Source organism: Bradyrhizobium stylosanthis, assembly GCF_001641335.1.
GTDB lineage: Bacteria > Pseudomonadota > Alphaproteobacteria > Rhizobiales > Xanthobacteraceae > Bradyrhizobium > Bradyrhizobium stylosanthis.
In genome coordinates, this window is record NZ_LVEM01000002.1 from 681708 (window position 1) to 704908 (window position 23201).

Below are 23201 nucleotides of genomic sequence, written 5' to 3' on the forward strand. Positions count from 1 at the left end.
CGCAGCTAGCGATTCCCGCCGAACAGCCGGTCCATCAGCCAGCCGTCGAGACCCGCCGCAGGCTCCGGCCGCACATTGGCGCGCGTGGGCGGCGGCGGCCGATAGCCGCCATTGCCGACCGGTGCCGGTCCGGGCGCAGCCGGCGTCGGCGGCGACACTTGCGAGGCCGCCTGCGCGAGATTCGACAGGCCCCAGCCGCCGGGCGAGCTCGGCAGGTTCGCCACCGGCACGCCCTCATGCGCCGTCTTCATGAAGCGCGACCACACTTCGACCGGCAGGCCGCCGCCGGTGGCCTTCTTGGTCGGCGAGTTGTCGTCATTGCCGAGCCAGACGCCGGTGACGAGGTTGGCGGTGTAGCCGATGAACCAGGCGTCGCGGTAATCCTGGCTGGTGCCGGTCTTGCCGGCCGCCGGCCAGCCGGGGATCTCCGCCTTCTTGGCGGTGCCCGAGATCAGCGTCTCCCGCATCATCGTGTTCATCATGCCGACATAGCGGGGGTCGATGACCTGGCTGCGCTCTTCGGGCTGGCGCATGTAGAGCAGCTTGCCGCTGAGCGTCCTGATCCGCGTCACGACATGCGGCGCCACCGCGAAGCCGCCATTGGCGAAGGGCGCATAGGCGCCGACCAGCTCGACCACCGAGACTTCGGACGTGCCGAGCGCGATCGAGGCGTTGGGCTCGAGTTTGGAGGAGATGCCGAGCCGGTGCGCGGTGCGCACCACGTTCTTCGGTCCGACCTCGAGTCCGAGGCGGATCGCGACCGTGTTGAGCGACATCGCCAGCGCCTGGGTCAGCGTCACCGCGCCGAAATATTCATGCGTGTAGTTCTCGGGCTTCCAGCCCTTGACCTCGATCGGCGCGTCCTGGCGCATGGTGTCGGGCGTCAGGCCCTGCTCGAGCGCGGTCAGGTACACGAACGGCTTGAACGAGGAGCCCGGCTGGCGCCTCGCCGTGACCGCGCGGTTGTACTGGCTCTCGGAATAGTTCCGCCCGCCGACCATGGCGCGCACCGCGCCGTCAGGCGTCATCGCCACCAGTGCGCCCTGGCTGACGTTGAATTTCACGCTCTTGGCCGCGAGCTCGTCGATGATGGCGGCTTCCGCCACGCCCTGCAGCTTCGGATCGATCGTGGTCTCGACCTTGATGCTCTCGTCGATCTGGCCGACCAGATCGTCCAGCACCTCGCCGATCCAGTCGGCGACGTAATTGACCGTACCGGCGCCGGCCGGCTTCACGTTGTAGGAGGGATGGCCGATCGAGGCCTGCGCCTGCGCGTCCGTGATGAACTTCGCATCCGCCATCGCCGCGAGCACGATCTGCGCGCGCGCTTCGGCGCCTTCGGGGTTGCGGTTCGGCGCAAGGCGCGAGGGCGATTTGACGAGGCCGGCCAGCATCGCGGCTTCGGCGACTGTGACGTTCCTCGCCGACTTGCCGAAATATTTCTGCGCGGCGGCTTCGACGCCGTAGGCGCCGGAGCCGAAATAGACGCGGTTGAGATAGAGCTCCAGGATCTCGTCCTTGGAGTGCTTGCGCTCCAGCCAGATCGCCAGCTCCGCCTCCTGCAGCTTGCGCTGCATGGTCCGCTCCTGGGTCAGGAACAGGTTTTTCGCGAGCTGCTGCGTCAAGGTCGAGCCGCCCTGCGACACGCCGCGATGCATGACGTTGGTGACGAGCGCGCGCAGGATGCCGACGGGGTCGATGCCGAAATGCGAATAGAAGCGGCGGTCCTCGATGGCGATGAAGGCCTTCGGCAGATAAGGCGGCAGATCCTTCAGCGCGATATTGGCGCCGGCCATCTCGCCGCGCTGCGCGAGCATGCTGCCGTCGATGCCGACGATCTGGATCGTCGGCGGACGTTTTGGAATTTCCAGCGACTGGATCGGCGGCAGATGGGCGCCGACATAGATCACGACGCCGATCACGGCGATGACGCCCCACAGGCTCAGCACCGCGCCCCAATAGATGAGGCGGCCGAGGCCGAACCCGCCCCCGGATTTCGCGCGCCGCTTGGCACCGCTGCGGCTGGCTTGCGCCTTGCGCTCGCGCGGCGGCGGCTCGTCGCCGGCCTCCTCGCTCTTGCGCTTGGCGGATGATTTCGCTGGCTTCTTCGGCTTGTCGTCGCCGCCGCCGGGAACGCGGTCCGCGGCCGTCAGGCGCAGATCGGCGAGCGCAGCAGGCAAGCCGAACAACGGCTCCTTCCGCCCAGCCTTTTTCTTTCCCCACGCCATACGCAAAACGCCCGGTCAGCCCGCCCCGCCGCACGCTACCGGTCGCTGTTTAAGGCCGGGTTACCCCGGCGTTAACGCGCGATTAGGAGATGCGGCATTCGCCCGCCGCAGTTCCGCTTCGCCAGCCGCAGGACTAGGATCGCGGGCATAAAACGAGGGAGCGCACATGGGCCATATCGATCCGACCAAGGAGATTTTTGCGCAGTTCCGGGAGAACGACCGCCCGGGCCCGATCCATATGCTCAACCTGGTGCGCCTGCGCAAGGAAGCCGCCTATCCCGACGGCCGCAAGGCCAGCGGCGCGGAGGCCTATGCCGCCTATGGCCGCGAGAGCGGCCCGGTGTTCGAACGCCTCGGCGGCCGAATCGTCTGGCAGGGCAAATTCGAGCTGATGCTGATCGGCCCGCAGGACGAGCGCTGGGACCATTGCTTCATCGCGGAGTATCCGAGCGTCGCGGCCTTCGTCGAGATGATCCGCGACCCGGTCTACCGCGAAGCCGTGAAGCATCGGCAGGCCGCGGTGGAGGACTCGCGGCTGATCCGGCACGCCGTGCTGCCGGTGGGGAAGAACTTTGGGGAGATACCGGCGTAGGGGGCGTTCGCGCGCTGCCCTCCCTCCGTCGTCATGGCCGGGCATAGTCGTCCGAAGGACGGCGTCGCTTCCGCTCGCCTATGACCCGGCCATCCACGTCTTACTTTGCGGCACCAAGAACGTGGATGCCCGGGACAAGCCCGGGCATGACGTCGTTGAGTGGCCTGTCTCCGAAACTAACCCGCCGGACCCGAATCCTCCAGGATCGGGCCGAACAGCTCCCAGCGCTCGCCGTTGAACTTCATCATCTGAAGCTGCTTGTTGACGCGGTAATCGGTTGGCGAGGTGTTGACCTTGATGCCGGGCAGCGCGGTGTCGGTGGCGAAGTCCTTCACCGAGGCCGCCTGCTTCATGACGTTCTCGCGCGTCAGGTCGTCACCGCACTGCTTCAGCACATGCACCAGAAGCTGCGCGGTGCTGTAGCCGTAGGTGTTGAAGTTCGAGTCCTTGTCGCCATCGGGATAATACTTCGCCATGAAGTCGAAATACCGCTTCATGCCGGCGTCGTCCTTCCAGGTCGGATCGAGCGGCTCCTTGCCGTAATTGACGCTGATCAGGCCCTTGGCGGCGTCAAAGCCCGCTGGCTTTAGCACCGCGCCGACGGAGGTCGCGTTGATGTCGACGATCTGCACCGGATGCCAGCCCATCTCGGCGATCTTCTTGATCGCCTGCGCGGCCTGCTTCGGCGTCGTCGCGCTGTAGAACAGATCGGCGCCGGCGTCCTTGATCTTGAGGACCTGCGAATCGACAGTCGGATCGGAGACTTCGTAGGACGCCTCGGTCACGATCATCTTGGCGGCCTTGTCGCCGAGGCCGGCCTTGAGGCCGTTCAGATAGTCCTTGCCGAGGTCGTCGTTCTGATACAGCACGCCGATCTTGGCGTTCGGATGCTCCTTCAGGATGTACTGGCCGTAGATGCGGCCTTCGACGAAGTAATTGGGATTGAAGCCCATGGTCCACGGGAAGTTCTTCGGATCGGTGAACCTGGAGGCGCCCGTCGCCGCGAACAGCTGCGGCACCTTCTTGGCGTTGAGATATTTCTGGACCGCCGCATTCACCGGCGTGCCGATGATCTGGAAGGTCAGCAGCACCTCGTCGCTCTCGACCAGCTTGCGGATCTGCTCCACCGCCTTGGGCGGCGAATAGGCGTCGTCATACTGGATCAAATTGATCTTGCGGCCGTTGATGCCGCCCTGATCGTTGATCATCTTGAAATAGGCGGCCTGCGTCTTGCCGATCGACGAATAGGCCGACGCCGGTCCCGAGAACGGCATGGTCTGTCCGACCTTGATCTCGGTGTCGGTGGCGCCAGGATCGTATTTTTTCTGAGCATTGGCCGCAGAGATCGACAGCGCCAGGGTCAGCGCCGTTGCCGTGGCCAGATGCAGCATTCCATTCCTCATTCGCAATTCCCTCAGTCTGTTATTGCAGATGGTCTTGCGGGCGCATTGTGCGTCCGATGCCATCGCTGAGGGCGAGTGTGGAGGAGGCGTTGCTGCGACGCAAGGTGGGCGTTCGTAGGGTGGGTGACGCCGGCGCCTGGCGCAGACGCGTCTAACCCACCCTACGAAGTCTTAACTAGCCCGACGGGCCGGTGTCCTCGATGATCGGTCCGAACAGCTCCCAGCGCTCGCCGTTGAACTTCATCAACTGCATCTGCTTGTTGACGCGGTAGTCGTTCGGTCCGGTGTTGATCTTGATGCCGGGCAGCGCCAGGCTCGGGCTGTAGCCCTTGATGTTGGCGACCTGCTTCATCACGTTCTCACGCGACAGGTCGTCGCCGCATTGCTTCAGCACCTGCGTCAGCAGTTCGGCGACCGAATAGGCGTAGGTGTTGACCGTGTTGAGCTTGTCGCCTTCGGGGAAATATTTGTCCATGAAGGCGAAGAAGGCTTTCACGCCGGGATCGTCCTTCCACTGGGGATCGCCAGGCTCCTTGCCGTACTGGGTCGAGATGATGCCCTTGGAGATGTCGAGGCCGGCCGGCTTGAGGGTCGCCGAGATCGGGCTCGCATTGATGTCGAGGATATGCACGGGGTTCCAGCCGAGCTCGGCCACCTTCTTGATGGCTTGCGCCGCGAACTTCGGTGTCGAGGCATCGTAGAAAAGATCGGCGCCCAGTGACTTCAGCTTGACCACCTGCGAGTCCACCGTCGGATCGGTGACCTCGTAGGAGACCTCGCCGACGATCATGCTGGCGGCCTTGTCGCCGAGGCCGCTCTTGAGGCCCGCGAGATAGTCGCGGCCCATGTCGTCGTTCTGGTAGAGCACGCCGATCTTGGCGTTCGGATGCTCCTTGAGAATGTACTTTGCGTAGATGCGTCCCTCGGACACGTAGTTCGGATTGTAGGCGATGGTCCAGGGATAGTTCTGCGGATCGCTGAAGCGCGCAGCGCCTGTGGACGCGAGGAGCTGCGGGATCTTCTTGCCGTTGAGATATTTCTGCACGGCGGCGTTGGCGGCCGTGCCGATGATCTGGAACGTGAACAGCACCTCGTCGCCTTCGACGAGCTTGCGCACTTGCTCCACCGTCTTCGGCGGCGAATAGGCGTCGTCATATTGGATCAGGTTGATCTTGCGGCCGTTGATGCCGCCCTGATCGTTGATCATCTTGAAGTAGGCGGCCTGGGTCTTGCCGATATTTGCGTAGACCGAGTAGGCCCCGGAGAACGGCACGGTCTGGCCGATCTTGATCTCGGTGTCGCTCGCGCCGGTGTCGTATTTCTTCTGGGCGAGAGCTTGGCTGGCGGAGAGCGTAAGGGCGAGCGCCGCCGTGGCAGCTAAGAAGGCTCTGCGATGGGTCATGTTGGGTTGTTCCTCCTGACGGAATTTCCGGTCGACGGTCTTTTCCCGTTGATTGAAACGGTCGCCATCGCTGCCGAAGATTGTGGAGGAAGGGCAGCGGCCGCGCAAGGCGCGCGGCGCTGCGCCGAAGCGTCTCAGGCGAGAAGCAATGCGACCAGCGCGAGCGCCGCCGGCAGCGCCTGCACGATCAGGATCCGCACGCTGACGGTCGCCGCGCCATAGGCGCCGGCCACGATCACGCAGAGCAGGAAGAACACCTTGATCTGGAACGCGAAGGCCGGGTTGCCGTGGAACAGGCCCCAGACCAGGCCGGCAACCAGGAAGCCGTTATAGAGCCCCTGGTTGGCGGCCATCACTTTCGTGATCGCGGCCTTCTCGGGCGAATTGCGGAATATCTTCAGGCCTATCGGCTTTTCCCAGAGAACCATCTCCAGGACCAGGAACAGGATATGCAGCGCGGCGACCAGCGCCACCAGGACATTGGCGATCAAGTTCAAGTTGAGCTCCCCCAAAAGCGTCAGCTTTCGGGTGGACGGTAGCACATCCGGCGTGGCAAACGCGACGGGTGTGTTTCGACTACCGGGGTCGCCGCAATGCCCGCTCGCTCAACCAGGATGCCTGAACGCTTCGGCCTCGATCGCCTGACGACGCCGATCGGGACTGCGCTACTCGTCACCGATGCCGACGGCAATCTGCGCGCCCTCGACTGGGACGATTACGAGCATCGCATGCGCGAGTTGCTGCGCCTGCACTATGGCGCGGTGGAGCTAGGCGATCGGCCTGCGCCGACGCAAATGCGGACGGCGCTGTCGCGCTATTTCGACGGCGATCTCGGCCAGCTCTCGCGCGTCGCATGGCGTGTCGCCGGCACGCCGTTCCAGCAGAAGGTCTGGACCGCGCTGGCGCACATCCCGGCCGGCACGACGATGAGCTATGGCGCGATGGCGGCAAGCATCGACATGCCCAAGGCCATTCGCGCCGTCGGCCACGCCAACGGCTCCAACCCGATCAGCGTGGTGCTGCCGTGCCATCGCCTGATCGGCGCGGACGGCTCGCTGGTGAAGTACGGCGGCGGGCTGGAGCGCAAGCGCTGGCTGCTGCGGCACGAGGGCGTCGAGGTCCGATAGCCCGTTCGCGAAGGTGCGAGGGATTGATTCCGAACGCGTCAGACTTTCGACGTCATCACTTTCTGCACGATTGTCCAGGACCCGTTCACCTTCAGGCATGACAACAGGTCCGTGACGGAGCGTGGCGGAATTTGCAGCGTCACCTTCAGGAGCGCGAGCTCTCTTTCAACGTCGATCGACACGATCTGATCATCCCGCTCGAAGCCCTGTTGCTTCGGTGCCTTGATGTTGCGGACCGCTGCCAGCCAGGTCGCAATCGGCGTCACGTTCACGGCGCCGTCCTCCGCAACCTTGGTCACGGAACTCGAGGGGTGAAATATGGATGCAAACTTATCGGCATCCATTTCATAGGCCGCATCGAAATAGGTTTGCGCAAGGGAGCGCAAGGCTGAAGCGTCCGTATTCATTGTCATCCTCAAAGCTGTTGCTCGCGCAAATGCCTACGGCAAGCCAGCTTATGAGACTAGACGCCTTGAACGGCACAGGCTCATGAGCGATATTCATGAACGATGACAAACGACATGAACGATCTCGCGACGTTTGCGGTCGTGGCCAGCGAACGTAGCTTTACCCGCGCCGCGATAAAGCTGGGCGTCTCTCAGTCTGCGCTAAGCCACACGATCCGGAGGCTTGAGCAGCGCCTCGAATTGCAACTGCTCGCGCGAACAACGAAGAGCGTCGCGCCGACCGCTGCCGGGGCGGCTCTCCTGGCAGACTTGTCTCCGGCGCTCGAGCAGATTCGTCATGCCCTCGACAAGGCCCGAAGCGTTCGACACCAGCCCCAAGGCCGCCTTCGAATCGTCATGTCACGATCGGCTGCCGTGATGGTGCTGCTGCCGCGGCTCAAAGCTTTTGCCGAGGCCTACCCTGACATCGTTCTGGACGTTGTCACCGTCACTGGCCCTGTGGATCTTGTCGCAGGCGAGTTCGATGCGGGCATTCAGCTCGGCGAGTACATTCAAAAGGACATGATCGCGGTTCGCGTCACACCCGAACTGCGATTGGCGGTGGTGGGATCGCCACGCTATTTCGCTTCACGACGCATCCCCGAGAAGCCAAAGGACCTCGGCGATCATCGATGTATCACCCTGCGTCTTGCGGGTGGTCCATATCGGTGGGAGTTCGAGCAGGGACGAAAGTCGGTCACGATCAATGTGGAAGGTCCGCTGATCATTGACGATACGCACCTGGTGATTGAGGCGGCGCTCGCTGGAATTGGTATTGGCCTCGCCTACGAAGAGCAGGTCGCCGGACATATTGCGAAGGGCCGCCTTGTCAGGGTGCTGGAGGATTGGACGCCGCCGATCCCCGGCTTCTACATGTACTATCCCAGTCGTCAGCACCAACCAGCCGCGCTCTCTGCACTGGTGAACGCGCTGCGATACTCCGAACGAAAGTCGGCGCGATGAGGCCGGACGGCGAAAGAAAGTCAGGCCGCCGGCTGAACCGCCTTGTCGCCGGCCATCACGTGGGTCAGCGCGCTCTTGATCGCGGACTGCCGCGTCGGCGCGTTGATTTGGGCGCCGAGGAGATCGGTGACGTAGAACACGTCGCGGGCGCGTTCGCCGAAGGTCGCGACATGGGCTGACGCAATGTTGAGATTGAGCTTCGAGATCGCGGTGGTCAGCTCGTAGAGCAGGCCGGGGCGGTCGAGGCCGGAGACCTCGATCACGGTGTAGCGGTCGGACCATTGGTTGTTGATGGTCACCTCCGGCTCGATCACGAACGGCCGCGCCTTGCTGCGCACGGTGCGCCGCGCCACCACCTCGGGCAGGCGCAGCTTGCCTTCCAGCACGTCCTCGATCATCTCGCCGATGCGCGTGGCGCGGCGGCCCTCGTCCTCGTCGCGGTCGTATTCGCGCGAGATCGAGATGGTGTCGAGCGCGCGGCCGTCGGTCGTGGTGTAGATCTGCGCGTCGACGATGTTGGCGCCGGCCGAGGCGCAGGCACCCGCGATGATCGAGAGCAGCCAGGGATGGTCGGCGGCGAAGATCGTCAGCTCGGTGACGCCGCGCACCTCGTCGAAGCCGACATTGATCGCGAGCTTGTGGCCGGCCTGCTCGCTGGAGCGAACGAAACGCGCGTGCCGGATCTTGCGCGGCAGCTCGACCTTGAGCCAGTAGGCCGGATAGTGCCGGCCGATATAGGCGTCGAGCTCGTCCGCCGGCCACTCGGCGAAGGCGTTGCGGAATTCGGCATAGGCGGCCGTGAGGCGTTTTCCCCGGTCGACCTCCGAGAAGCCGCCGGTGAGCACCGGCTCGGTCTCGTAGTAGAGCGAGCGCAGGAGCTGCGCCTTCCAGCCGTTCCACACGCCCGGGCCGACGCCGCGGATATCGGCGGTGGTGAGGATCGTCAGCAGCTTCATCTGCTCGACCGACTGCACCACGGCGGCAAAGTTCTCGATGGTCTTGCGGTCCGACAGGTCGCGCGATTGGGCGACCGTGGACATCGTCAGATGCTCCTCGATCAGCCAGGCCACCAGCTCGGTGTCGGCCGCGCTGAAGCCGAGACGCGGGCACAGCCGCCGCGCCACCTTGGCGCCGGCGATCGAGTGGTCTTCGGGCCGGCCCTTGGCGATGTCGTGCAGCAGCGTCGTGATGTAGATCACCGCGCGGTGCTCGGGACGCGTTTTGCGCATCAGGTCGCTGGCGAGCGCGAACTCCTCGATGCCGCCGCGCTCGATATCCTGAAGGAAGCCGACGCAGCGGATCAGGTGCTCGTCGACGGTGTAGTGATGATACATGTTGAACTGCATCATCGAGACGATCTTGCCGAAGGCGCGGATGAAATGACCGAGCACGCCGGTCTCGTTCATCCGCCGCAGCACGATCTCGGCGTTGTCGGAGGTCAGGATCTCCATGAACAGCCGGTTCGCTTCCGGATTCTCGCGCATCTGCGCGTTGATCAGGCTGAGCGAGCGCGTCACGTCGCGCATCGCATCCGGATGGAAGGCGAGGTTGTTCTTCTGCGCCAGGCGGAAGATGCGGATCAGATTGACCGGATCGTGCTTGAAGACGTCGGGCGCGGCGACGTTGATGCGGTTGTTGTCGACGATGAAATCGTCGCTGTCGGGCACGCGCCGCTTCACCTGGGTCGGGCGCAGCCGCGCCATCATCCGGCTCAGCACCGGCGCGGGCTTGGCCTGCTGGTCCTCGAGCTTGGCGCAGAGAATAGCGGTGAGGTTGCCGACTTCCTTGGCGACCAGGAAGTAGTGCTTCATGAAGCGCTCGACGTCCTGCATGCCGGGATGCGAGGTGTAGCCGAGCCGCACGGCGATCTCGCGCTGGAGATCGAAGGAGAGGCGCTCCTCGGCGCGGCCCGAGTAGAAATGCAGGTTGCAGCGCACCGACCAGAGGAAGTCGGCGCAGCGGCGGAAGCTGCGATATTCCTGCGCGTCGAACACGCCGCGCTCGACCAGTTCGTCGGTGTCGCGGACGCGGTAGACGTATTTCGCGATCCAGAACAGCGTGTGCAGGTCGCGCAGCGCGCCCTTGCCGTCCTTGACGTTGGGCTCGACCAGATAACGCGACTGGCCGCCGCGGCGATGCCGCTCCTCGCGCTCGGCGAGCTTTGCGGTGACGAATTCGGACGCGGTGCCCTGCACCACTTCCTTGTCAAAGCGCTCGACCAGCTCGTCATAGAGCGGCTGGTCGCCGGTGAGGAAGCGCGTCTCCAGGATCGCGGTGCGGATGGTCATGTCGCCGCGCGCCTGCCGGATCGACTCGTCGACCGAGCGCGTGGCGTGGCCGACCTTCAGCCCCATGTCCCAGAGGCAATAGAGGATGGCTTCGGCGACCTGCTCGCCCCAGGCGGTCTGCTTGTAGGGCAGGATGAACAAGAGATCGATGTCGGACTCCGGGGCCATGAGGCCGCGGCCATAGCCGCCGGTCGCCACCACCGCCATGCGCTCGGCGCCGCTCGGGATCGGCGAACGGTAGAGATGGCGGGTCGCGGCGGAATAGAGGATGCGGATGATCTCGTCCTGCACGTGGCACAGCCGCTCGGCGCAGCGACGGCCGTGACGGTCCTTGAGCAGGATCGCCTGCGCCGCCGCGCGTGCCGCGATCAGCTCGGCCTTGAGCAATTGCGCCATGGCGGTGCGGAACGCGTCCTCGCGCCCCTGGTGCTTTTCGGCAAGTGCATCGACCGCGGCGGTGATCCGCGCGGTGTCGAAGCGGTCGTCCACCTCAGCCTTGTGTTCAGTCGCGACGCTGTCCATGTCTCACCGGATATAAGAGGTGACAGGCGCTGTCACCCGTCATTCACAGGCAATAGTCGTTCCGTGCTGGAAAAGGCCGGCTTCGGGCAAATCTGTTCTCGGCCGGCGGTCTTTCAAGGGGCGGATTTTCTCGTTGACCTCTAGATATAACTCATTGAAAAACAATGAAGTTTTGGAGGAGGCTGGGCATGACCAGGATTACACGGCGCATTCTGCTGGCGGGCGCGATGGCGCTTGCCATGATACCCGCGGCACAGGCCGCCGATCCGCTCAAGGAAATCCGCATCGACTGGGCGACCTACAACCCGGTGTCGATGGTCCTGAAGCAGAAGGGGCTGCTGGAGAAAGAGTTCGCCAAGGACGGCATCACCATCACCTGGGTGCAGTCGGCCGGCTCCAACAAGGCGCTTGAATTCCTCAATGCCGGCTCGATCGATTTCGGTTCGACCGCCGGCTCGGCCGCGCTGGTGGCGAAGATCAACGGCAACCCGATCAAGTCGATCTATGTCTATTCGCGCCCGGAATGGACCGCGCTGGTCACGGGCAAGGATTCCAAGATCGCTGGCGTTGCCGACCTCAAGGGCAAGCGCGTCGCGGTGACGCGCGGCACAGATCCGCACATCTTCCTGGTGCGCGCGCTGCTTGGCGCCGGCCTCACCGAGAAGGACATCACGCCGGTGCTGCTGCAGCACGCCGACGGCAAGACCGCGCTGATCCGCGGCGACGTCGATGCTTGGGCCGGCCTCGATCCCATGATGGCGCAGGCCGAGGTCGAGGAAGGCGCAAAACTGTTCTATCGCAAGGCCGATGCCAACACCTGGGGCATCCTCAATGTGCGCGAGCAGTTCCTGAAGGACTATCCGGACGCGGCCCGCCGCGTGCTCGCGGTGTATGAGGAAGCGCGCAAATATTCGCTTGCGAATTACGACGAGCTGAAGAAGACCTTCATCGCGGTGACCAAGCTGCCAGAGGCGGTGGTCGACAAGCAGCTCAAGGAGCGCACCGAGCTCACCCACAGCCGCATCGGCGCACCGCAGCGCGAGTCGATCCTCGCCGCCGGCCTCGCGCTCCAGCAGGCCGGCGTCGTCGATGCCAAGGTCGACGTGAAGGCAACGCTGGATGCGCTGATCGACGACCAGGTCCCGCTGCCGACGAATTGATGGGCGGCAAGCGCGCGGCATACTCCATTGTCGTCCCGGCGAAGGCCGGGACCCATAACCACAGGGAGACGTGGTTACGGGGACTCGGAGTGGCCATCTGCGCGCCAAACTAACCCCTGGGAGTATGGGTCCCGGCCTTCGCCGGGACGACAGCAGTGGCCGTGCCAAGAGTAGTGTTGCATTCCCGCCCCAGACGCGCTTCCTACCGGCCATGATCTCCGACGCGCCAGTCCTGCAACAAACCTCGGAACCAGCCGAAAGCGCCGCCGCTCCGTCGCGGCTGTCGCGCTATGCGCGGCCGATGCTGGGCGCGCTGCTGCCGTTGACGCTCGCGCTTGGCTGGGAGCTGGTGGTCTGGCTCGGCTGGTCCAACGGGCGCCTGGTGCCGCCGCCCTCGCGCTTGTTCGCCACCATCGCCGAGCTCGCCCGCTCCGGCGAGTTGGTCCGCCACGTCGCGGCGACGCTGTGGCGTGTCGGACTCGGCTTCGCCTTCGGCGTGGTCGCGGGCACGCTGCTTGGCGCCATCTCCGGCTATTGGTCGCTGGCACGGCGGCTGCTCGATCCGACCGTGCAGGCCTTGCGTGCGATCCCGTCGCTCGCCTGGGTGCCGTTGTTCATCCTCTGGCTTGGCATCTTCGAGACCTCGAAGATCGCGCTGATCGCGGCCGGTGTGTTCTTCCCAGTCTATCTCGGCGTGATGGGCGCGATCCTCTCCGTCGATCGCAAGATCGTCGAGGTCGGGCGGACCTTCCGCCTCTCCGGCTTCGCGATGATCCGCCGCATCCTGCTGCCCGCGGTGCTGCCGGCCTATGTCGTGTCCTTGCGCGTCGGCCTCGGTCTCGGCTGGATGTTCGTCGTTGCGGCCGAGCTGATCGGCGCCTCGGAGGGGCTCGGCTATCTCCTGCTCGACGGCCAGCAACTCGGCAAGCCCGCGCAGATCCTCGCCGCCATCGTGATCTTCGCCATCCTCGGCAAGCTCACCGACTGGCTGATCGAGGTCGGGGCCGCGCCGTTCCTGCGCTGGCAGGACGCTTTTGACCGCGCGAGGGGAGCGTAACGCGATGCTGGCGCTCGACCGGGTCAGCAAGACCTATCCCAATGGCGTTCAGGCGCTGGCGCGCGTCTCCGCCGAGATCAGGCAGGGCGAGATCATCGCCATCATCGGCGGCTCCGGCTGCGGCAAGTCGACATTGCTGCGCGCCATCGCCGGCCTCGATCGCGCGAGCGCGGGCACCGTGACGCTCGATAGCGAGGCGATCGCCTCGCCACATGCCAAGATCGGCATTATCTTCCAGGAGCCGCGGCTGCTGCCCTGGCTTAGTGTCGCCGACAATATCGGTTTTGGACTTGCCGATCTGCCGGCCGCCGAGCGGCGCGACAAGGTAGCGCGTTCGCTCGCCCGCGTCGGCCTTTCTGACAAGGCGCAGGCCTGGCCGCGCGAGCTCTCCGGCGGACAGGCGCAGCGCGTTGCGATCGCACGCGCGCTGGTGCCGCAGCCCGAAGTGCTGCTGCTCGACGAGCCGTTCTCAGCGCTGGATGCCTTCACCCGCCGCGACCTGCAGGATCATCTGCTCGATCTCTGGGCCGACACGCGTCCGACCTTGATCCTCGTCACGCATGACGTCGACGAAGCCGTGGTGCTGGCCGATCGCGTGCTGGTGATGCGGCCGCGGCCGGGCCGGCTGTTCGACCAGATCGAGATCAATCTGGGACGTCCGCGCGACCGCAATTCGCCGCTGTTCGAGAATTTCAAGCGAAGTGTGCTGACGTCACTCGACCGTTCGCTCGACCGCAACGTCCCCGACCGTGACGCAACCCAGGGTCCCGGTCAGGCCATGTGGTGGTGACAATTTCTCCCCGAGCCGGTACATCGGGGAGCAATTTTTCCGGGAGAGAACAATGGACGCCGCCGAACTGCGCCAGATGCAGGCCCCGATCAAGGAACGCTACAAGACCGATCCCAAGACCGCGATGATCACGCTGAAGGCCAAGGGTTCCACCGACAGCGAAGGCATCGCCTGCAAGGTCGAGACCGGCCGCGCCATCGCGATGGCGGGCCTCCATCCCGCCACCGGCGGCTCCGGCCTCGAGCTCTGCTCCGGCGACATGCTGCTCGAGGCGCTGGTCGCCTGCGCCGGCGTCACGCTGAAATCGGTCGCGACCGCAATCGAGGTGCCGCTCAAGACCGGCAACGTCTACGCCGAGGGCGACCTCGATTTCCGCGGCACGCTCGGCGTCGACAAGGAGACCCCGGTCGGCTTTGCCGAGATCCGCCTCCGCTTCGAGGTGGATACGCCCGCGCCACAGGACAAGCTCGATCTCCTGCTGAAACTCACCGAGCGTTATTGCGTGGTCTACCAGACCATCAAGAACGGCCCGAAGGTTTCGGTGTCGATGCAGCGGATGTGACTCTGTGACCCTCCCCTAGAGGGGGAGGGTCGATCGCGCGTAGCGCGAGCGGGGTGGGGTGATCTCTCCGCTCGGGCGCCGTTTCCGTCGAGAGACTGTCACCCCACCCCGCCTCATATCTCGCTGCGCTCCATATGAGCCGACCCTCCCCCTCCAGGGGAGGGTAAGAAGCCAAAAATGTCCCTCGACCTTCACTTCATCCTCTTCCTGCTCCTGCGCATGGCGATCGCGGCGGCGTTCGTGGTGTCGGCGTCGGTCATCACCGAACGCGCGGGGCCGGTGATCGGCGCATTGGTCGCGACCCTGCCGGTGTCGGCCGGTCCCTCCTACGTCTTCCTCGCCATCGACCATGACGCGTCCTTCATCGCGCAGGGCGCATTGGCGAGCCTGCCGGTGAATGCGGCGACGATCGTCATGGGCCTCGTCTATGTCGTGCTGGCGCAGCGGCAGAGCTTCGCCGTCAGTGTCGCCAGCGCGGTCGGGGTCTGGATCGTGCTGGCCTCGATCATCCGATTGTTCGACTGGACCCTTGCCGCCGGGCTCGCCGTCAACGCGGTCGCCTTCGGCATCTGCATCCCGCTGCTGGCCAAGTATCGTCATGTGAAAATGCCGCTGGTGACGCGCCGCTGGTATGACATTCCGTTCCGCGCGGCGCTGGTGGCAACGCTGGTTGCGATCGTCGTGTCGACCTCGGGCTGGGTCGGTCCGCGTGTCTCCGGCTTGATCGCGCTCTACCCGATCGTGTTCACCAGCATGATGATCATCCTGCACCCGCGCATCGGCGGTCCGCCGACCGCCGCCGTGCTCGCCAATTCCGCCTGGGGCCTGCTCGGATTCGGCATGGCCATCGCCGTGATGCACGTCGCCGTTGTGCAGTTCGGCTCGGCCGCCGGTTTGACGCTTGCGCTCTGCACCTGCGTCACCTGGAATCTGACGCTGTGGTGGCGCGGCCGGCGTGCGATGCATCGGGTACGAAAAGAGCCGTGAGACTACGGTCGCGCGCGACATGGCGTCGCGAGAATCCATTATGCCAGCTCAATCCATGCCGATGGATTCACGCGGTCTCTGCGCAAGCCGTTGAATGAGAAGTATCATTTCAAAAATTGCTATTTTTTCCCGGTTTTTGCGCTGTTGTTGATCGTCCGGACGGGGTGATCCACCGGCCGCCGGATTCCGACATTTCTATTAGAACTTTGTTCGAGCTTTTCACGTACGAATCGGATCGCACACCCGCTTCTGATTCCGTCCGCGCAAATCGGCGCGGCTCATTTTCAAGTGAACGGCCCGCGGAAGCCGCTGATTGAGTATGGCGACGCTGCCGCTCAGTTCCTTTCCCCTGTTCCGACGGGTGCGTTCCCCCATCGGCGGCATTTCGAGATGGAGATTGTTTGATGTTCGGTCGCAAGTCCCATGGTAATGCGGAAGCGCAGCTCGCCGCCATCGGCCGTTCGCAGGCGATGATCGAATTCAAACTCGATGGGACGATCATCACGGCCAACAAGAATTTTCTTGATGCCCTCGGCTATCGGCTCGACGAAATCCAGGGCAAGCATCACTCCATGTTCATGCCGGCCGACCAGCGCGACAACGCCGAGTACAAGGCGTTCTGGGCCGCGCTGAACCGAGGCGAGTATCAGGCGCGCGAGTTCAAGCGGATTGCGAAGGGCGGCCGCGAGGTCTGGATCGAAGCATCCTACAATCCGGTGCTCGACGGCGAGGGCAAGGCGGTGATGGTCGCCAAAATTGCGACCGACATCACCGAGAAGAAGATCCGAAGCATGACGGACGCCTCGAAGATCGCCGCCAGCAGCCGCGCCCAGGCCGTGATCGAGTTCAAGCTCGACGGCACGGTCGTCGCCGCCAACGAGAATTTCTGCAGGGCGCTGGGCTATTCGCTCGCCGAGATCGAGGGCAGGCATCACAGTCTGTTCGTGGAGCAGGCCGAGCGCGACAGCGCGGCCTATCGCGAGTTCTGGGCCAGGCTCAACCGCGGCGAATACCAGGCCGGCGAGTTCAAGCGTCTTGGCAAGGGCGGCCGCGAGGTCTGGATCCTCGCCTCCTACAATCCGCTGCTCGACGAGAACGGCAAGCCGTTCGGCGTCGTCAAATACGCAACCGACGTGACCGCCGAAAAGCTGAAGAACGCCAATCTCTCCGGTCAGATCTCGGCGATCGACAAGGCGCAGGCCGTGATCGAGTTCAACATGGACGGCACGATCATCACCGCCAATCCGAACTTCCTTGCGACGCTCGGCTATTCGCTCGCCGAGATCCAGGGCAAGCATCACAGCATGTTCGTCGAGCCCGGCGAGCGCGACGGCGCGGCCTATCGCGAGTTCTGGGCTGCGCTCGGCCGCGGCCAGTACCAGGCGGCCGAATACAAGCGCATCGGCAAGGGCGGCAGGGAGGTCTATATCCAGGCCTCCTACAACCCGATCCTCGATCTCAACGGCAAGCCGTTCAAGGTGGTGAAATACGCCACCGACACCACGCGCCAGGTGCTGGTCCGCATGGGCAACGAGCGCGTTCGCGGCATGATGGAATCGGTCGCGGCCGGCTCCGAGGAACTCAACGCCTCGGTGCGGGAGATTTCCGAGGCGATGACCAAATCGCGCGAGACCGCGATGGGCGCGGTCGAGCAGGTCGCCTCCGCCGACGCGCAGGCCCAGCGCCTCACCGAGGCCGCGCAGGCGATGACCGGCATCGTCGAGATGATCAACAGCATCACCGGGCAGATCAACCTGCTCGCGCTCAATGCCACGATCGAATCCGCCCGCGCCGGCGAGGCCGGCCGCGGCTTCGCGGTGGTCGCCTCCGAGGTGAAAAGCCTCGCCAACCAGGCCAAGCAGGCGACCGACAAGATCGGCCAGGAGATCGGCAGCCTCAACGGCATCTCCGCCGACGTCGTCAACGCGCTCGGCTCGATCAAGCAGGCGATCAGCAATGTCAGCGAATACGTGACGTCGACGGCGGCCGCCGTCGAGGAGCAGAGCACGGTCACCAACGAGATGTCGACCAGCATGCAGCGCGCCGCCGCGGAAGCCGCGGCGATCGCGGCGCGGGCGTAAGCCAAGCACGCGGGAAACGTAGGGTGGGCAAAGGCGCGTTCTTCGCGCGCCGTGCCCACGTCTTTCCCTCGATCAACGCGCAAGACGTGGGCACGCTACGCTTTGCCCACCCTACGGTACCATTCACTGCTTCGGCAGCTTGTTCCTCAGCCCACAGCCGGCATTCGGGCCCGCATCATGGCTTGTCAGCCAGAGCATCCACCGATGGCGGGTGGCGAAGCAGGTAGTCGGCCCGCGAGCGGACGGCCGCGCTCCTGTCATTCATCAGCTGTGCAACGAAACTTTCCCGGTCCGGCAATTGACATTGTTTAGCGATCAAGGCGTCGGCGGCGATCTTCCGCACGATCGCTGATCTGTCGCGCGCGGCCTCCTTGACGAGGTCTGCAGCTTTGTGAACTCGCGCGATCAATCTTGTTTCGAGCTTGGGAACTTGTCGTCGCTGGAAGTAGACCTTGTCGATCCACGTCCATTCGAAGCCGACGACCCAGTCGGCTCGGCCGGAGATCAGACATCGGTACGCAAGAGCGCGTACTGATGGTTCTCGGGCTTGCCGTGCCAGTTCGATCAAATGCCCATCGATAGCGGCAAATCGCATCGCGTGGCGCAAGCAGGCAGCCAGCGGTCCTGTGGTTCCGGTCCGTAGCTGCGCAGCCAGTGCCTCCAGTACATCCTTCCGCGCAAATACCTGGTCGAGGGTGTCCTGTTCGTGCGTCCAGCGGTTCCACGCGATCCGGCGGCCAAGAAGATACGGCGCCGCGGCCGCGGCTACATGGGCATCGACGAGAGGCAATTCGCGTTCGGCGCAAAGCTGTGCGGCCTCTCGAACCTGAGGAACCCAATCGTTGAGCCGCAACGCCAGCGCGGCAAGAAAAAATGGCGAGGTGGGAGCAGCGTTGACGCGATGGAGCGCTGCCGCCCGAAGATATCCGCTGGGGTGAAACAGAAAAAGCCAAGCGAGATTCGCATTCGCGGCAAGTCGTTCGTGGTCGGATGGAGCGGGAGGAGAAACAGGTTTTGGCCAGACCCGCTCTTTGATCCGAAGGAGAAAGAGGCGTGCCCAATGTGCGCGGAGAACTTCGCGCGGCCTTCTGTCGAACTGCCACCAGCCGAGACCCGCACCGGCCGCAATCTCCCGGCTGGCCCGAACGACAAGATGGGCCGGTAGAGCAGCGAGTTCGCTCAGGATGTCGTCCAACTCCTGGTTGGTCGCCGTCCGTCTCGCCAGAGAAGCAAGCTTGGCCGAAAGTGATGGCAACAACACAGGCAGTGAGTACGATGACATGCCCTCAGCATGGCAGCATTCTCTGGTTGTTGAAAGGGCCGGCGGCCCGTCTCGTCACTGCTTCGGCAGCTTGGCCTTCAACGCATAGAGCGCATCGAGTGCATCGCGCGGGGACATCTCGTCGGGGTGCAGTGCCTTCACGGCTTCCATCAGCAGCTCGGCCTCGCTCGGCGGCGCCGCTTCCGCGGCAGCGCGGGAGGGGACCGCGAACAGCGGCAGATCGTCCACCAGGGCTCGCGCGGTCTGGCCGCGGTCCTGCGCTTCCAGCTTGGAGAGCACGGATTTCGCGCGCGTGATCACCGCGGGCGGCAGGCCGGCGAGCTTCGCCACCTGGATGCCGTAGGAGCGGTCGGCCGAGCCCGGCAGCACCTCGTGCAGGAACACGACATTGCCCTGCCATTCCTTCACGCGCACCGTGGCGTTGAACAGGCGCGGCAGTTTGGCCGAGAGCGCGGTCAGTTCGTGATAATGCGTTGCGAACAGGGTGCGGCAGCGGTTGCTCTCGTGCAGATGCTCGATCGCGGCCCAGGCGATCGAGAGGCCGTCGAAGGTCGCGGTGCCGCGGCCGATCTCGTCCAGGATCACCAGCGCGCGCTCGCCGGCCTGGTTGAGGATCGCAGCGGTCTCGACCATCTCCACCATGAAGGTGGAGCGGCCGCGGGCGAGATCGTCGGCGGCGCCGACGCGAGAGAACAGGCGGTCGATGATGCCGATCCGCGCGCGCGTGGCCGGCACGAAGCTGCCGATTTGAGCCAGCAGCGCAATGAGCGCGTTCTGGCGCAGGAAGGTCGACTTACCCGCCATGTTCGGACCGGTGAGCAGCCAGAGCTGGCCGGATTTTTGCGCCGGGCCTGGCGACAGATCGCAGGCATTGGCGATGAACGGCTCGCCATTGCGCTTCAGCGCCTGCTCGACCACGGGATGGCGGCCCGCTTCGATCGCGAAGGCGAGGGAGCCATCGACCTCGGGCCGCACATAGTTCTCGTCGACGGCGAGCCTTGCCAGCGACGTGGCGACATCGAGCAGCGCAAAGCCTTGCGCCGCGGCGCGCAGATCGTCGCTGATCTCGAGCGCCTTGGCGCAGAGCTTCTCGAAGATCTCGAGCTCAAGGCCGAGCGCACGGTCGCCGGCATTGGCGATCTTGGCCTCGATCTCGCCGAGTTCGGAGGTGGTGAAGCGCACCTGGCCGGCCAGTGTCTGGCGGTGGATGAAGGTCGCGTTCAGCGGCGCCGACATCAGCTTGTCGCCGTGCTGCGCGGTGACCTCCACGAAATAGCCGAGCACGTTGTTGTGCCGGATCTTGAGACCCTTGACGCCGGTGTCGTCGGCGTAGCGCGCCTGCATCGAGGCGACCACCAGTCGCGAGGCGTCGCGCAGGTTTCGTGTTTCGTCCAGCGCAGGCTCGTAACCCTGGCGTACGAAGCCGCCGTCGCGCTTGATCAGCGGCAATTGCTCGTCGAGCGCACCGGCAAATTCGGCTGCAAGCTCGCGCGACGGACGCCGCAGCGCCGCCATCACCGCCGCGATCTCCTGCGCCGGCTGGTCGATCTCGCCAAGCCGCGCCAGCACCTGGTCGGCGGCCATGATGCCGTCGCGCAGACCCGCGAGGTCGCGCGGTCCGCCGCGGCCGACCGAGAGACGGGCCAGCGCGCGCGACATGTCGGGCGCGCCGCGCAGGATGCTGCGGACATCTTCGCGCGTCGCGGAATCCGCAACGAAGGTGCTGACCGCGTCGAGCCGCCGCGCGATAGCCGGCGCATCGGTCAGCGGCGCGGCGAGGCGCTGCGCGAGCAGACGCGAGCCCGCCGAGGTCACGGTGCAGTCGATGGCGTCGAGCAGCGAGCCGCGGCGCTCGCCGGCGAGCGTTCGCGTCAGCTCGAGATTGGCGCGCGTCGCCGGGTCGATCGCCATGGTCGCGCCGGAAGCTTCGCGCGCGGGCGGCGACAGCGGCGGATGCTTGCCGACCTGGGTGCGGTCGACATAGGTGACGGCGGCAGCCGCGGCGGTGGCCTCTAGCCGCGTGAGCTGAGCCAGACCGTCCATGGTCGCAACGGCAAAATAGTCGCAGAGGCGCTTCTCGGCGGTGGCGCCGTCGAAGACGTCGCGGGTCAGCGGCGTCACCGCCGGCAGCTCGCGCAGGGTCTGGCCGAGCTCGTTATCGCCAAAGAGCGCGTCGGTGACGATCGCCTCGTTCGGATTGATGCGCGCCAGCGTCGCGGCGAGCTCGCCGCCGGAGCATTCGGTCACCATGAATTCGGCGGTCGAAATGTCGATCCAGGCAAGGCCGAAGCGGTCGCCGCCCGCAGAGGAGCGGGCGCGCGCGATCGCCAGCAGATAATTGTTGGCACGCGCATCGAGCAGCGTGTCCTCGGTCAGCGTGCCCGGCGTGACGAGCCGCACCACGCCGCGGCGCACCACGCTCTTGTTGCCGCGCGCTTTCGCAGCCGCAGGATCCTCGGTCTGTTCGCAGACCGCGACCCGGTGGCCGGCAGAGATCAGGCGGTGCAGATAATCCTCGGAGCGTTCGACCGGCACGCCGCACATCGGGATGTCGGCGCCCTGATGCTTGCCGCGCTTGGTCAGGACGATGCCGAGCGTCCTGGAGGCGATCTCGGCGTCCTCGAAGAACAGCTCGTAGAAGTCGCCCATCCGGTAGAACAGCAGCAGGCCCTGATGTGCCGCCTTGATCTCGAGGTACTGTTCCATCATCGGCGTGACGCGCGCGGCGGCTTCCGGCTGCGGCGCGGGCGTTTCGTCGGGGGGCGGGACGGGTATCGGCTGTTGCATCGTCATGAGCGGCGCAACCTACAAAATTTCGCCTCCTGCTCCTATCGGTTTGGCCGGGCAGGAGAGGTTTTCCACGTTGTCCGCACCGCGGCATGCGCTGCGGACGGCAGGCCCCTGCAAATCGCACGCGAAACCGTCAATTGACCTGCCGCGGGCGCCCTCCTAAAACTCCGCGGACATTGAAGAATTCTGGCCGGATCGCGGCATTCAGGGAGAACAGCGATGCGTGACGTCTTTATCTGCGATGCCGTGCGGACCCCGATCGGCCGTTTCGGCGGCTCGCTCGCCAAGGTGCGCGCCGACGATCTGGCCGCCGCGCCGATCAAGGCGCTGATGGCAAAACACCCCAATCTCGACTGGGCGCAGGTGGACGAAGTGTTCTTCGGATGCGCCAACCAGGCCGGCGAAGACAACCGCAACGTCGCGCGCATGGCGCTGCTGCTGGCGGGCCTTCCTGACTCGGTTCCCGGCCAGACCCTGAACCGGCTCTGTGCCTCCGGCCTCGATGCGGTCGGCGCGGCCGGCCGGGCCATCCGCTCCGGCGAGATCGAGCTGGCCATTGCCGGTGGCGTCGAATCCATGACCCGCGCGCCCTTCGTGATGGGCAAGGCGCAGGAAGCCTTCTCGCGTTCCGCGGAGATTTTCGACACCACTATCGGCTGGCGCTTCATCAATCCGCTGCTCAAGGCGCAGTACGGCGTCGATGCGATGCCAGAGACCGGCGAGAACGTCGCCGAGGAATTCCAGGTCTCGCGCGCCGACCAGGACGCCTTCGCCATCCGCTCGCAGCAGCGCGCGGGTAAGGCGATTGCTGCCGGCTATTTCGCCGAGGAGATCACCCCGATCACCATTCCCGGCGGCAAGGCCGGTCCGATCACCATCGACAAGGACGAGCATCCGCGCCCCGAGACCACGCTGGAAGGCCTCGCCAAGTTGAAGCCGATCGTGCGCAATCCCGGCACCGTCACCGCCGGCAACGCCTCCGGCGTCAATGATGGCGCTGCCGCGATGATCCTCGCGTCCGAAACCGCGGTGAAGAAGTTCGGCCTCACGCCCCGCGCGCGCATCCTCGGCCTCGCCTCGGCCGGCGTGCCGCCGCGCATCATGGGCATCGGTCCGGTGCCGGCGACCCGCAAGCTGATGGAGCGTCTCGGCAAGAAGATCAGCGATTTCGACCTGATCGAGCTGAACGAAGCCTTCGCTTCGCAGGGCATCGCCTGCATGCGTCAGCTCGGCGTCGCCGACGACGCCGACTACGTCAATCCGCATGGCGGCGCCATCGCGCTCGGCCATCCCCTCGGCATGAGCGGCGCGCGCCTCGCGCTCACCGCGGTCCACGGCATGGAGAAGCGCGGCGGCAAGCTCGCGCTCGCCACCATGTGCGTCGGCGTCGGCCAGGGTGTCGCGGTTGCGATCGAGAAGCTGAACTAAGACTCTCTCCTCTCCCTCTCCCCGTTCTTACGGGGAGAGGGGTGGGGTGAGGGGCCTCTCTCCGCAGGTGAGATGGCCGTGGGACCTGTGCCC

General features: G+C 65.1%; 18 protein-coding genes. 10 read left to right on the forward strand and 8 right to left on the reverse strand.

What is annotated here, in order from left to right; all coding sequences use genetic code 11:
- Nucleotides 1–5 precede the first annotated feature (5 nt).
- On the reverse strand, nucleotides 6–2228 hold the full coding sequence (locus tag A7X65_RS15200; protein ID WP_063686083.1) for a transglycosylase domain-containing protein: 2223 nt from the start codon (nucleotides 2226–2228) through the stop codon (nucleotides 6–8).
- Nucleotides 2229–2394: 166 nt separating this feature from the next.
- On the opposite strand from A7X65_RS15200, the gene A7X65_RS15205 reads away from it, so the two are divergent.
- On the forward strand, nucleotides 2395–2820 hold the full coding sequence (locus tag A7X65_RS15205) for a DUF1330 domain-containing protein (RefSeq protein WP_063686084.1): 426 nt from the start codon (nucleotides 2395–2397) through the stop codon (nucleotides 2818–2820).
- Between the two features lie 176 nt (nucleotides 2821–2996).
- Here A7X65_RS15205 and A7X65_RS15210 read toward each other — a convergent pair whose 3' ends face one another.
- From A7X65_RS15210 to A7X65_RS15220, 3 genes are all read right to left on the reverse strand, one after another.
- Nucleotides 2997–4223, reverse strand: a complete 1227-nt coding sequence (locus tag A7X65_RS15210) for an ABC transporter substrate-binding protein (protein ID WP_063686085.1) — start codon at nucleotides 4221–4223, stop codon at nucleotides 2997–2999.
- Nucleotides 4224–4398: 175 nt separating this feature from the next.
- Nucleotides 4399–5625, reverse strand: a complete 1227-nt coding sequence (locus A7X65_RS15215) for an ABC transporter substrate-binding protein (protein WP_063686086.1) — start codon at nucleotides 5623–5625, stop codon at nucleotides 4399–4401.
- A 134-nt stretch (nucleotides 5626–5759) separates the two neighbouring features.
- Entirely contained in the window at nucleotides 5760–6116 is a 357-nt protein-coding gene (locus tag A7X65_RS15220) for a DUF1304 domain-containing protein (RefSeq protein WP_208608616.1), read from the reverse strand.
- 102 nt (nucleotides 6117–6218) lie between these two features.
- On the opposite strand from A7X65_RS15220, the gene A7X65_RS15225 reads away from it, so the two are divergent.
- Complete coding sequence (locus A7X65_RS15225; RefSeq protein ID WP_063686088.1) at nucleotides 6219–6752, forward strand: methylated-DNA--[protein]-cysteine S-methyltransferase; 534 nt, start codon at nucleotides 6219–6221, stop codon at nucleotides 6750–6752.
- Nucleotides 6753–6790: 38 nt separating this feature from the next.
- Here A7X65_RS15225 and A7X65_RS15230 read toward each other — a convergent pair whose 3' ends face one another.
- Complete coding sequence (locus tag A7X65_RS15230) at nucleotides 6791–7159, reverse strand: nuclear transport factor 2 family protein (protein WP_063686090.1); 369 nt, start codon at nucleotides 7157–7159, stop codon at nucleotides 6791–6793.
- Nucleotides 7160–7273: 114 nt separating this feature from the next.
- Here A7X65_RS15230 and A7X65_RS15235 point away from each other — a divergent pair, with 114 nt between their 5' ends.
- A complete protein-coding gene (locus A7X65_RS15235) occupies nucleotides 7274–8161 on the forward strand; it encodes a LysR family transcriptional regulator (protein WP_245323556.1) in 888 nt (295 codons plus the stop codon).
- 20 nt (nucleotides 8162–8181) lie between these two features.
- Here A7X65_RS15235 and A7X65_RS15240 read toward each other — a convergent pair whose 3' ends face one another.
- Nucleotides 8182–10971 carry a [protein-PII] uridylyltransferase gene (locus A7X65_RS15240; protein ID WP_063686094.1) on the reverse strand — a complete coding sequence of 930 codons (2790 nt, stop codon included), beginning with the start codon at nucleotides 10969–10971 and terminating at the stop codon, nucleotides 8182–8184.
- A gap of 188 nt (nucleotides 10972–11159) precedes the next feature.
- On the opposite strand from A7X65_RS15240, the gene A7X65_RS15245 reads away from it, so the two are divergent.
- The 6 genes from A7X65_RS15245 to A7X65_RS15270 all read left to right on the forward strand — a co-directional run bounded on the left by A7X65_RS15245 (nucleotide 11160) and on the right by A7X65_RS15270 (nucleotide 17608).
- Complete coding sequence (locus tag A7X65_RS15245) at nucleotides 11160–12131, forward strand: aliphatic sulfonate ABC transporter substrate-binding protein (protein ID WP_063686096.1); 972 nt, start codon at nucleotides 11160–11162, stop codon at nucleotides 12129–12131.
- Nucleotides 12132–12342: 211 nt separating this feature from the next.
- Nucleotides 12343–13188 (forward strand): ABC transporter permease, encoded by an 846-nt coding sequence (locus A7X65_RS15250; protein WP_063686098.1) that lies wholly within the window; start codon nucleotides 12343–12345, stop codon nucleotides 13186–13188.
- Nucleotides 13189–13192: 4 nt separating this feature from the next.
- Nucleotides 13193–13978: an ABC transporter ATP-binding protein gene (locus A7X65_RS15255; protein WP_063686100.1), complete on the forward strand. Its 786-nt coding sequence runs from the start codon at nucleotides 13193–13195 to the stop codon at nucleotides 13976–13978.
- Nucleotides 13979–14030: 52 nt separating this feature from the next.
- Nucleotides 14031–14540 (forward strand): OsmC family protein, encoded by a 510-nt coding sequence (locus A7X65_RS15260; RefSeq protein ID WP_063686102.1) that lies wholly within the window; start codon nucleotides 14031–14033, stop codon nucleotides 14538–14540.
- 177 nt (nucleotides 14541–14717) lie between these two features.
- Complete coding sequence (locus A7X65_RS15265; protein ID WP_063686104.1) at nucleotides 14718–15527, forward strand: hypothetical protein; 810 nt, start codon at nucleotides 14718–14720, stop codon at nucleotides 15525–15527.
- 404 nt (nucleotides 15528–15931) lie between these two features.
- Complete coding sequence (locus A7X65_RS15270; protein WP_156527819.1) at nucleotides 15932–17608, forward strand: methyl-accepting chemotaxis protein; 1677 nt, start codon at nucleotides 15932–15934, stop codon at nucleotides 17606–17608.
- Between the two features lie 175 nt (nucleotides 17609–17783).
- Here A7X65_RS15270 and A7X65_RS40630 read toward each other — a convergent pair whose 3' ends face one another.
- Both A7X65_RS40630 and mutS read right to left on the reverse strand, forming a co-directional pair.
- Nucleotides 17784–18803, reverse strand: a complete 1020-nt coding sequence (locus tag A7X65_RS40630; RefSeq protein WP_156527820.1) for a hypothetical protein — start codon at nucleotides 18801–18803, stop codon at nucleotides 17784–17786.
- A gap of 141 nt (nucleotides 18804–18944) precedes the next feature.
- Nucleotides 18945–21683, reverse strand: a complete 2739-nt coding sequence (gene mutS, locus A7X65_RS15280) for a DNA mismatch repair protein MutS (RefSeq protein WP_063686110.1) — start codon at nucleotides 21681–21683, stop codon at nucleotides 18945–18947.
- A gap of 216 nt (nucleotides 21684–21899) precedes the next feature.
- Between mutS and pcaF the strand changes: the two genes are divergently transcribed.
- Nucleotides 21900–23108 (forward strand): 3-oxoadipyl-CoA thiolase, encoded by a 1209-nt coding sequence (pcaF, locus tag A7X65_RS15285; RefSeq protein WP_063686113.1) that lies wholly within the window; start codon nucleotides 21900–21902, stop codon nucleotides 23106–23108.
- Nucleotides 23109–23201 lie beyond the last annotated feature (93 nt).

Excerpts from the sequence above, each read along its gene's own strand:
- A7X65_RS15200 (WP_063686083.1), bottom strand. The coding sequence starts at position 2,228 with ATGGCGTGGGGAAAGAAAAAGGCTGGGCGGAAGGAGCCGTTGTTCGGC.
- A7X65_RS15205 (WP_063686084.1), top strand. The coding sequence starts at position 2,395 with ATGGGCCATATCGATCCGACCAAGGAGATTTTTGCGCAGTTCCGGGAG.
- A7X65_RS15210 (WP_063686085.1), bottom strand. The coding sequence starts at position 4,223 with ATGAGGAATGGAATGCTGCATCTGGCCACGGCAACGGCGCTGACCCTG.
- A7X65_RS15215 (WP_063686086.1), bottom strand. The coding sequence starts at position 5,625 with ATGACCCATCGCAGAGCCTTCTTAGCTGCCACGGCGGCGCTCGCCCTT.
- A7X65_RS15225 (WP_063686088.1), top strand. The coding sequence starts at position 6,219 with ATGCCCGCTCGCTCAACCAGGATGCCTGAACGCTTCGGCCTCGATCGC.
- A7X65_RS15230 (WP_063686090.1), bottom strand. The coding sequence starts at position 7,159 with ATGAATACGGACGCTTCAGCCTTGCGCTCCCTTGCGCAAACCTATTTC.
- A7X65_RS15235 (WP_245323556.1), top strand. The coding sequence starts at position 7,274 with ATGAACGATCTCGCGACGTTTGCGGTCGTGGCCAGCGAACGTAGCTTT.
- A7X65_RS15240 (WP_063686094.1), bottom strand. The coding sequence starts at position 10,971 with ATGGACAGCGTCGCGACTGAACACAAGGCTGAGGTGGACGACCGCTTC.
- A7X65_RS15245 (WP_063686096.1), top strand. The coding sequence starts at position 11,160 with ATGACCAGGATTACACGGCGCATTCTGCTGGCGGGCGCGATGGCGCTT.
- A7X65_RS15250 (WP_063686098.1), top strand. The coding sequence starts at position 12,343 with ATGATCTCCGACGCGCCAGTCCTGCAACAAACCTCGGAACCAGCCGAA.
- A7X65_RS15255 (WP_063686100.1), top strand. The coding sequence starts at position 13,193 with ATGCTGGCGCTCGACCGGGTCAGCAAGACCTATCCCAATGGCGTTCAG.
- A7X65_RS15260 (WP_063686102.1), top strand. The coding sequence starts at position 14,031 with ATGGACGCCGCCGAACTGCGCCAGATGCAGGCCCCGATCAAGGAACGC.
- A7X65_RS15265 (WP_063686104.1), top strand. The coding sequence starts at position 14,718 with ATGTCCCTCGACCTTCACTTCATCCTCTTCCTGCTCCTGCGCATGGCG.
- A7X65_RS15270 (WP_156527819.1), top strand. The coding sequence starts at position 15,932 with ATGTTCGGTCGCAAGTCCCATGGTAATGCGGAAGCGCAGCTCGCCGCC.
- mutS (WP_063686110.1), bottom strand. The coding sequence starts at position 21,683 with ATGACGATGCAACAGCCGATACCCGTCCCGCCCCCCGACGAAACGCCC.
- pcaF (WP_063686113.1), top strand. The coding sequence starts at position 21,900 with ATGCGTGACGTCTTTATCTGCGATGCCGTGCGGACCCCGATCGGCCGT.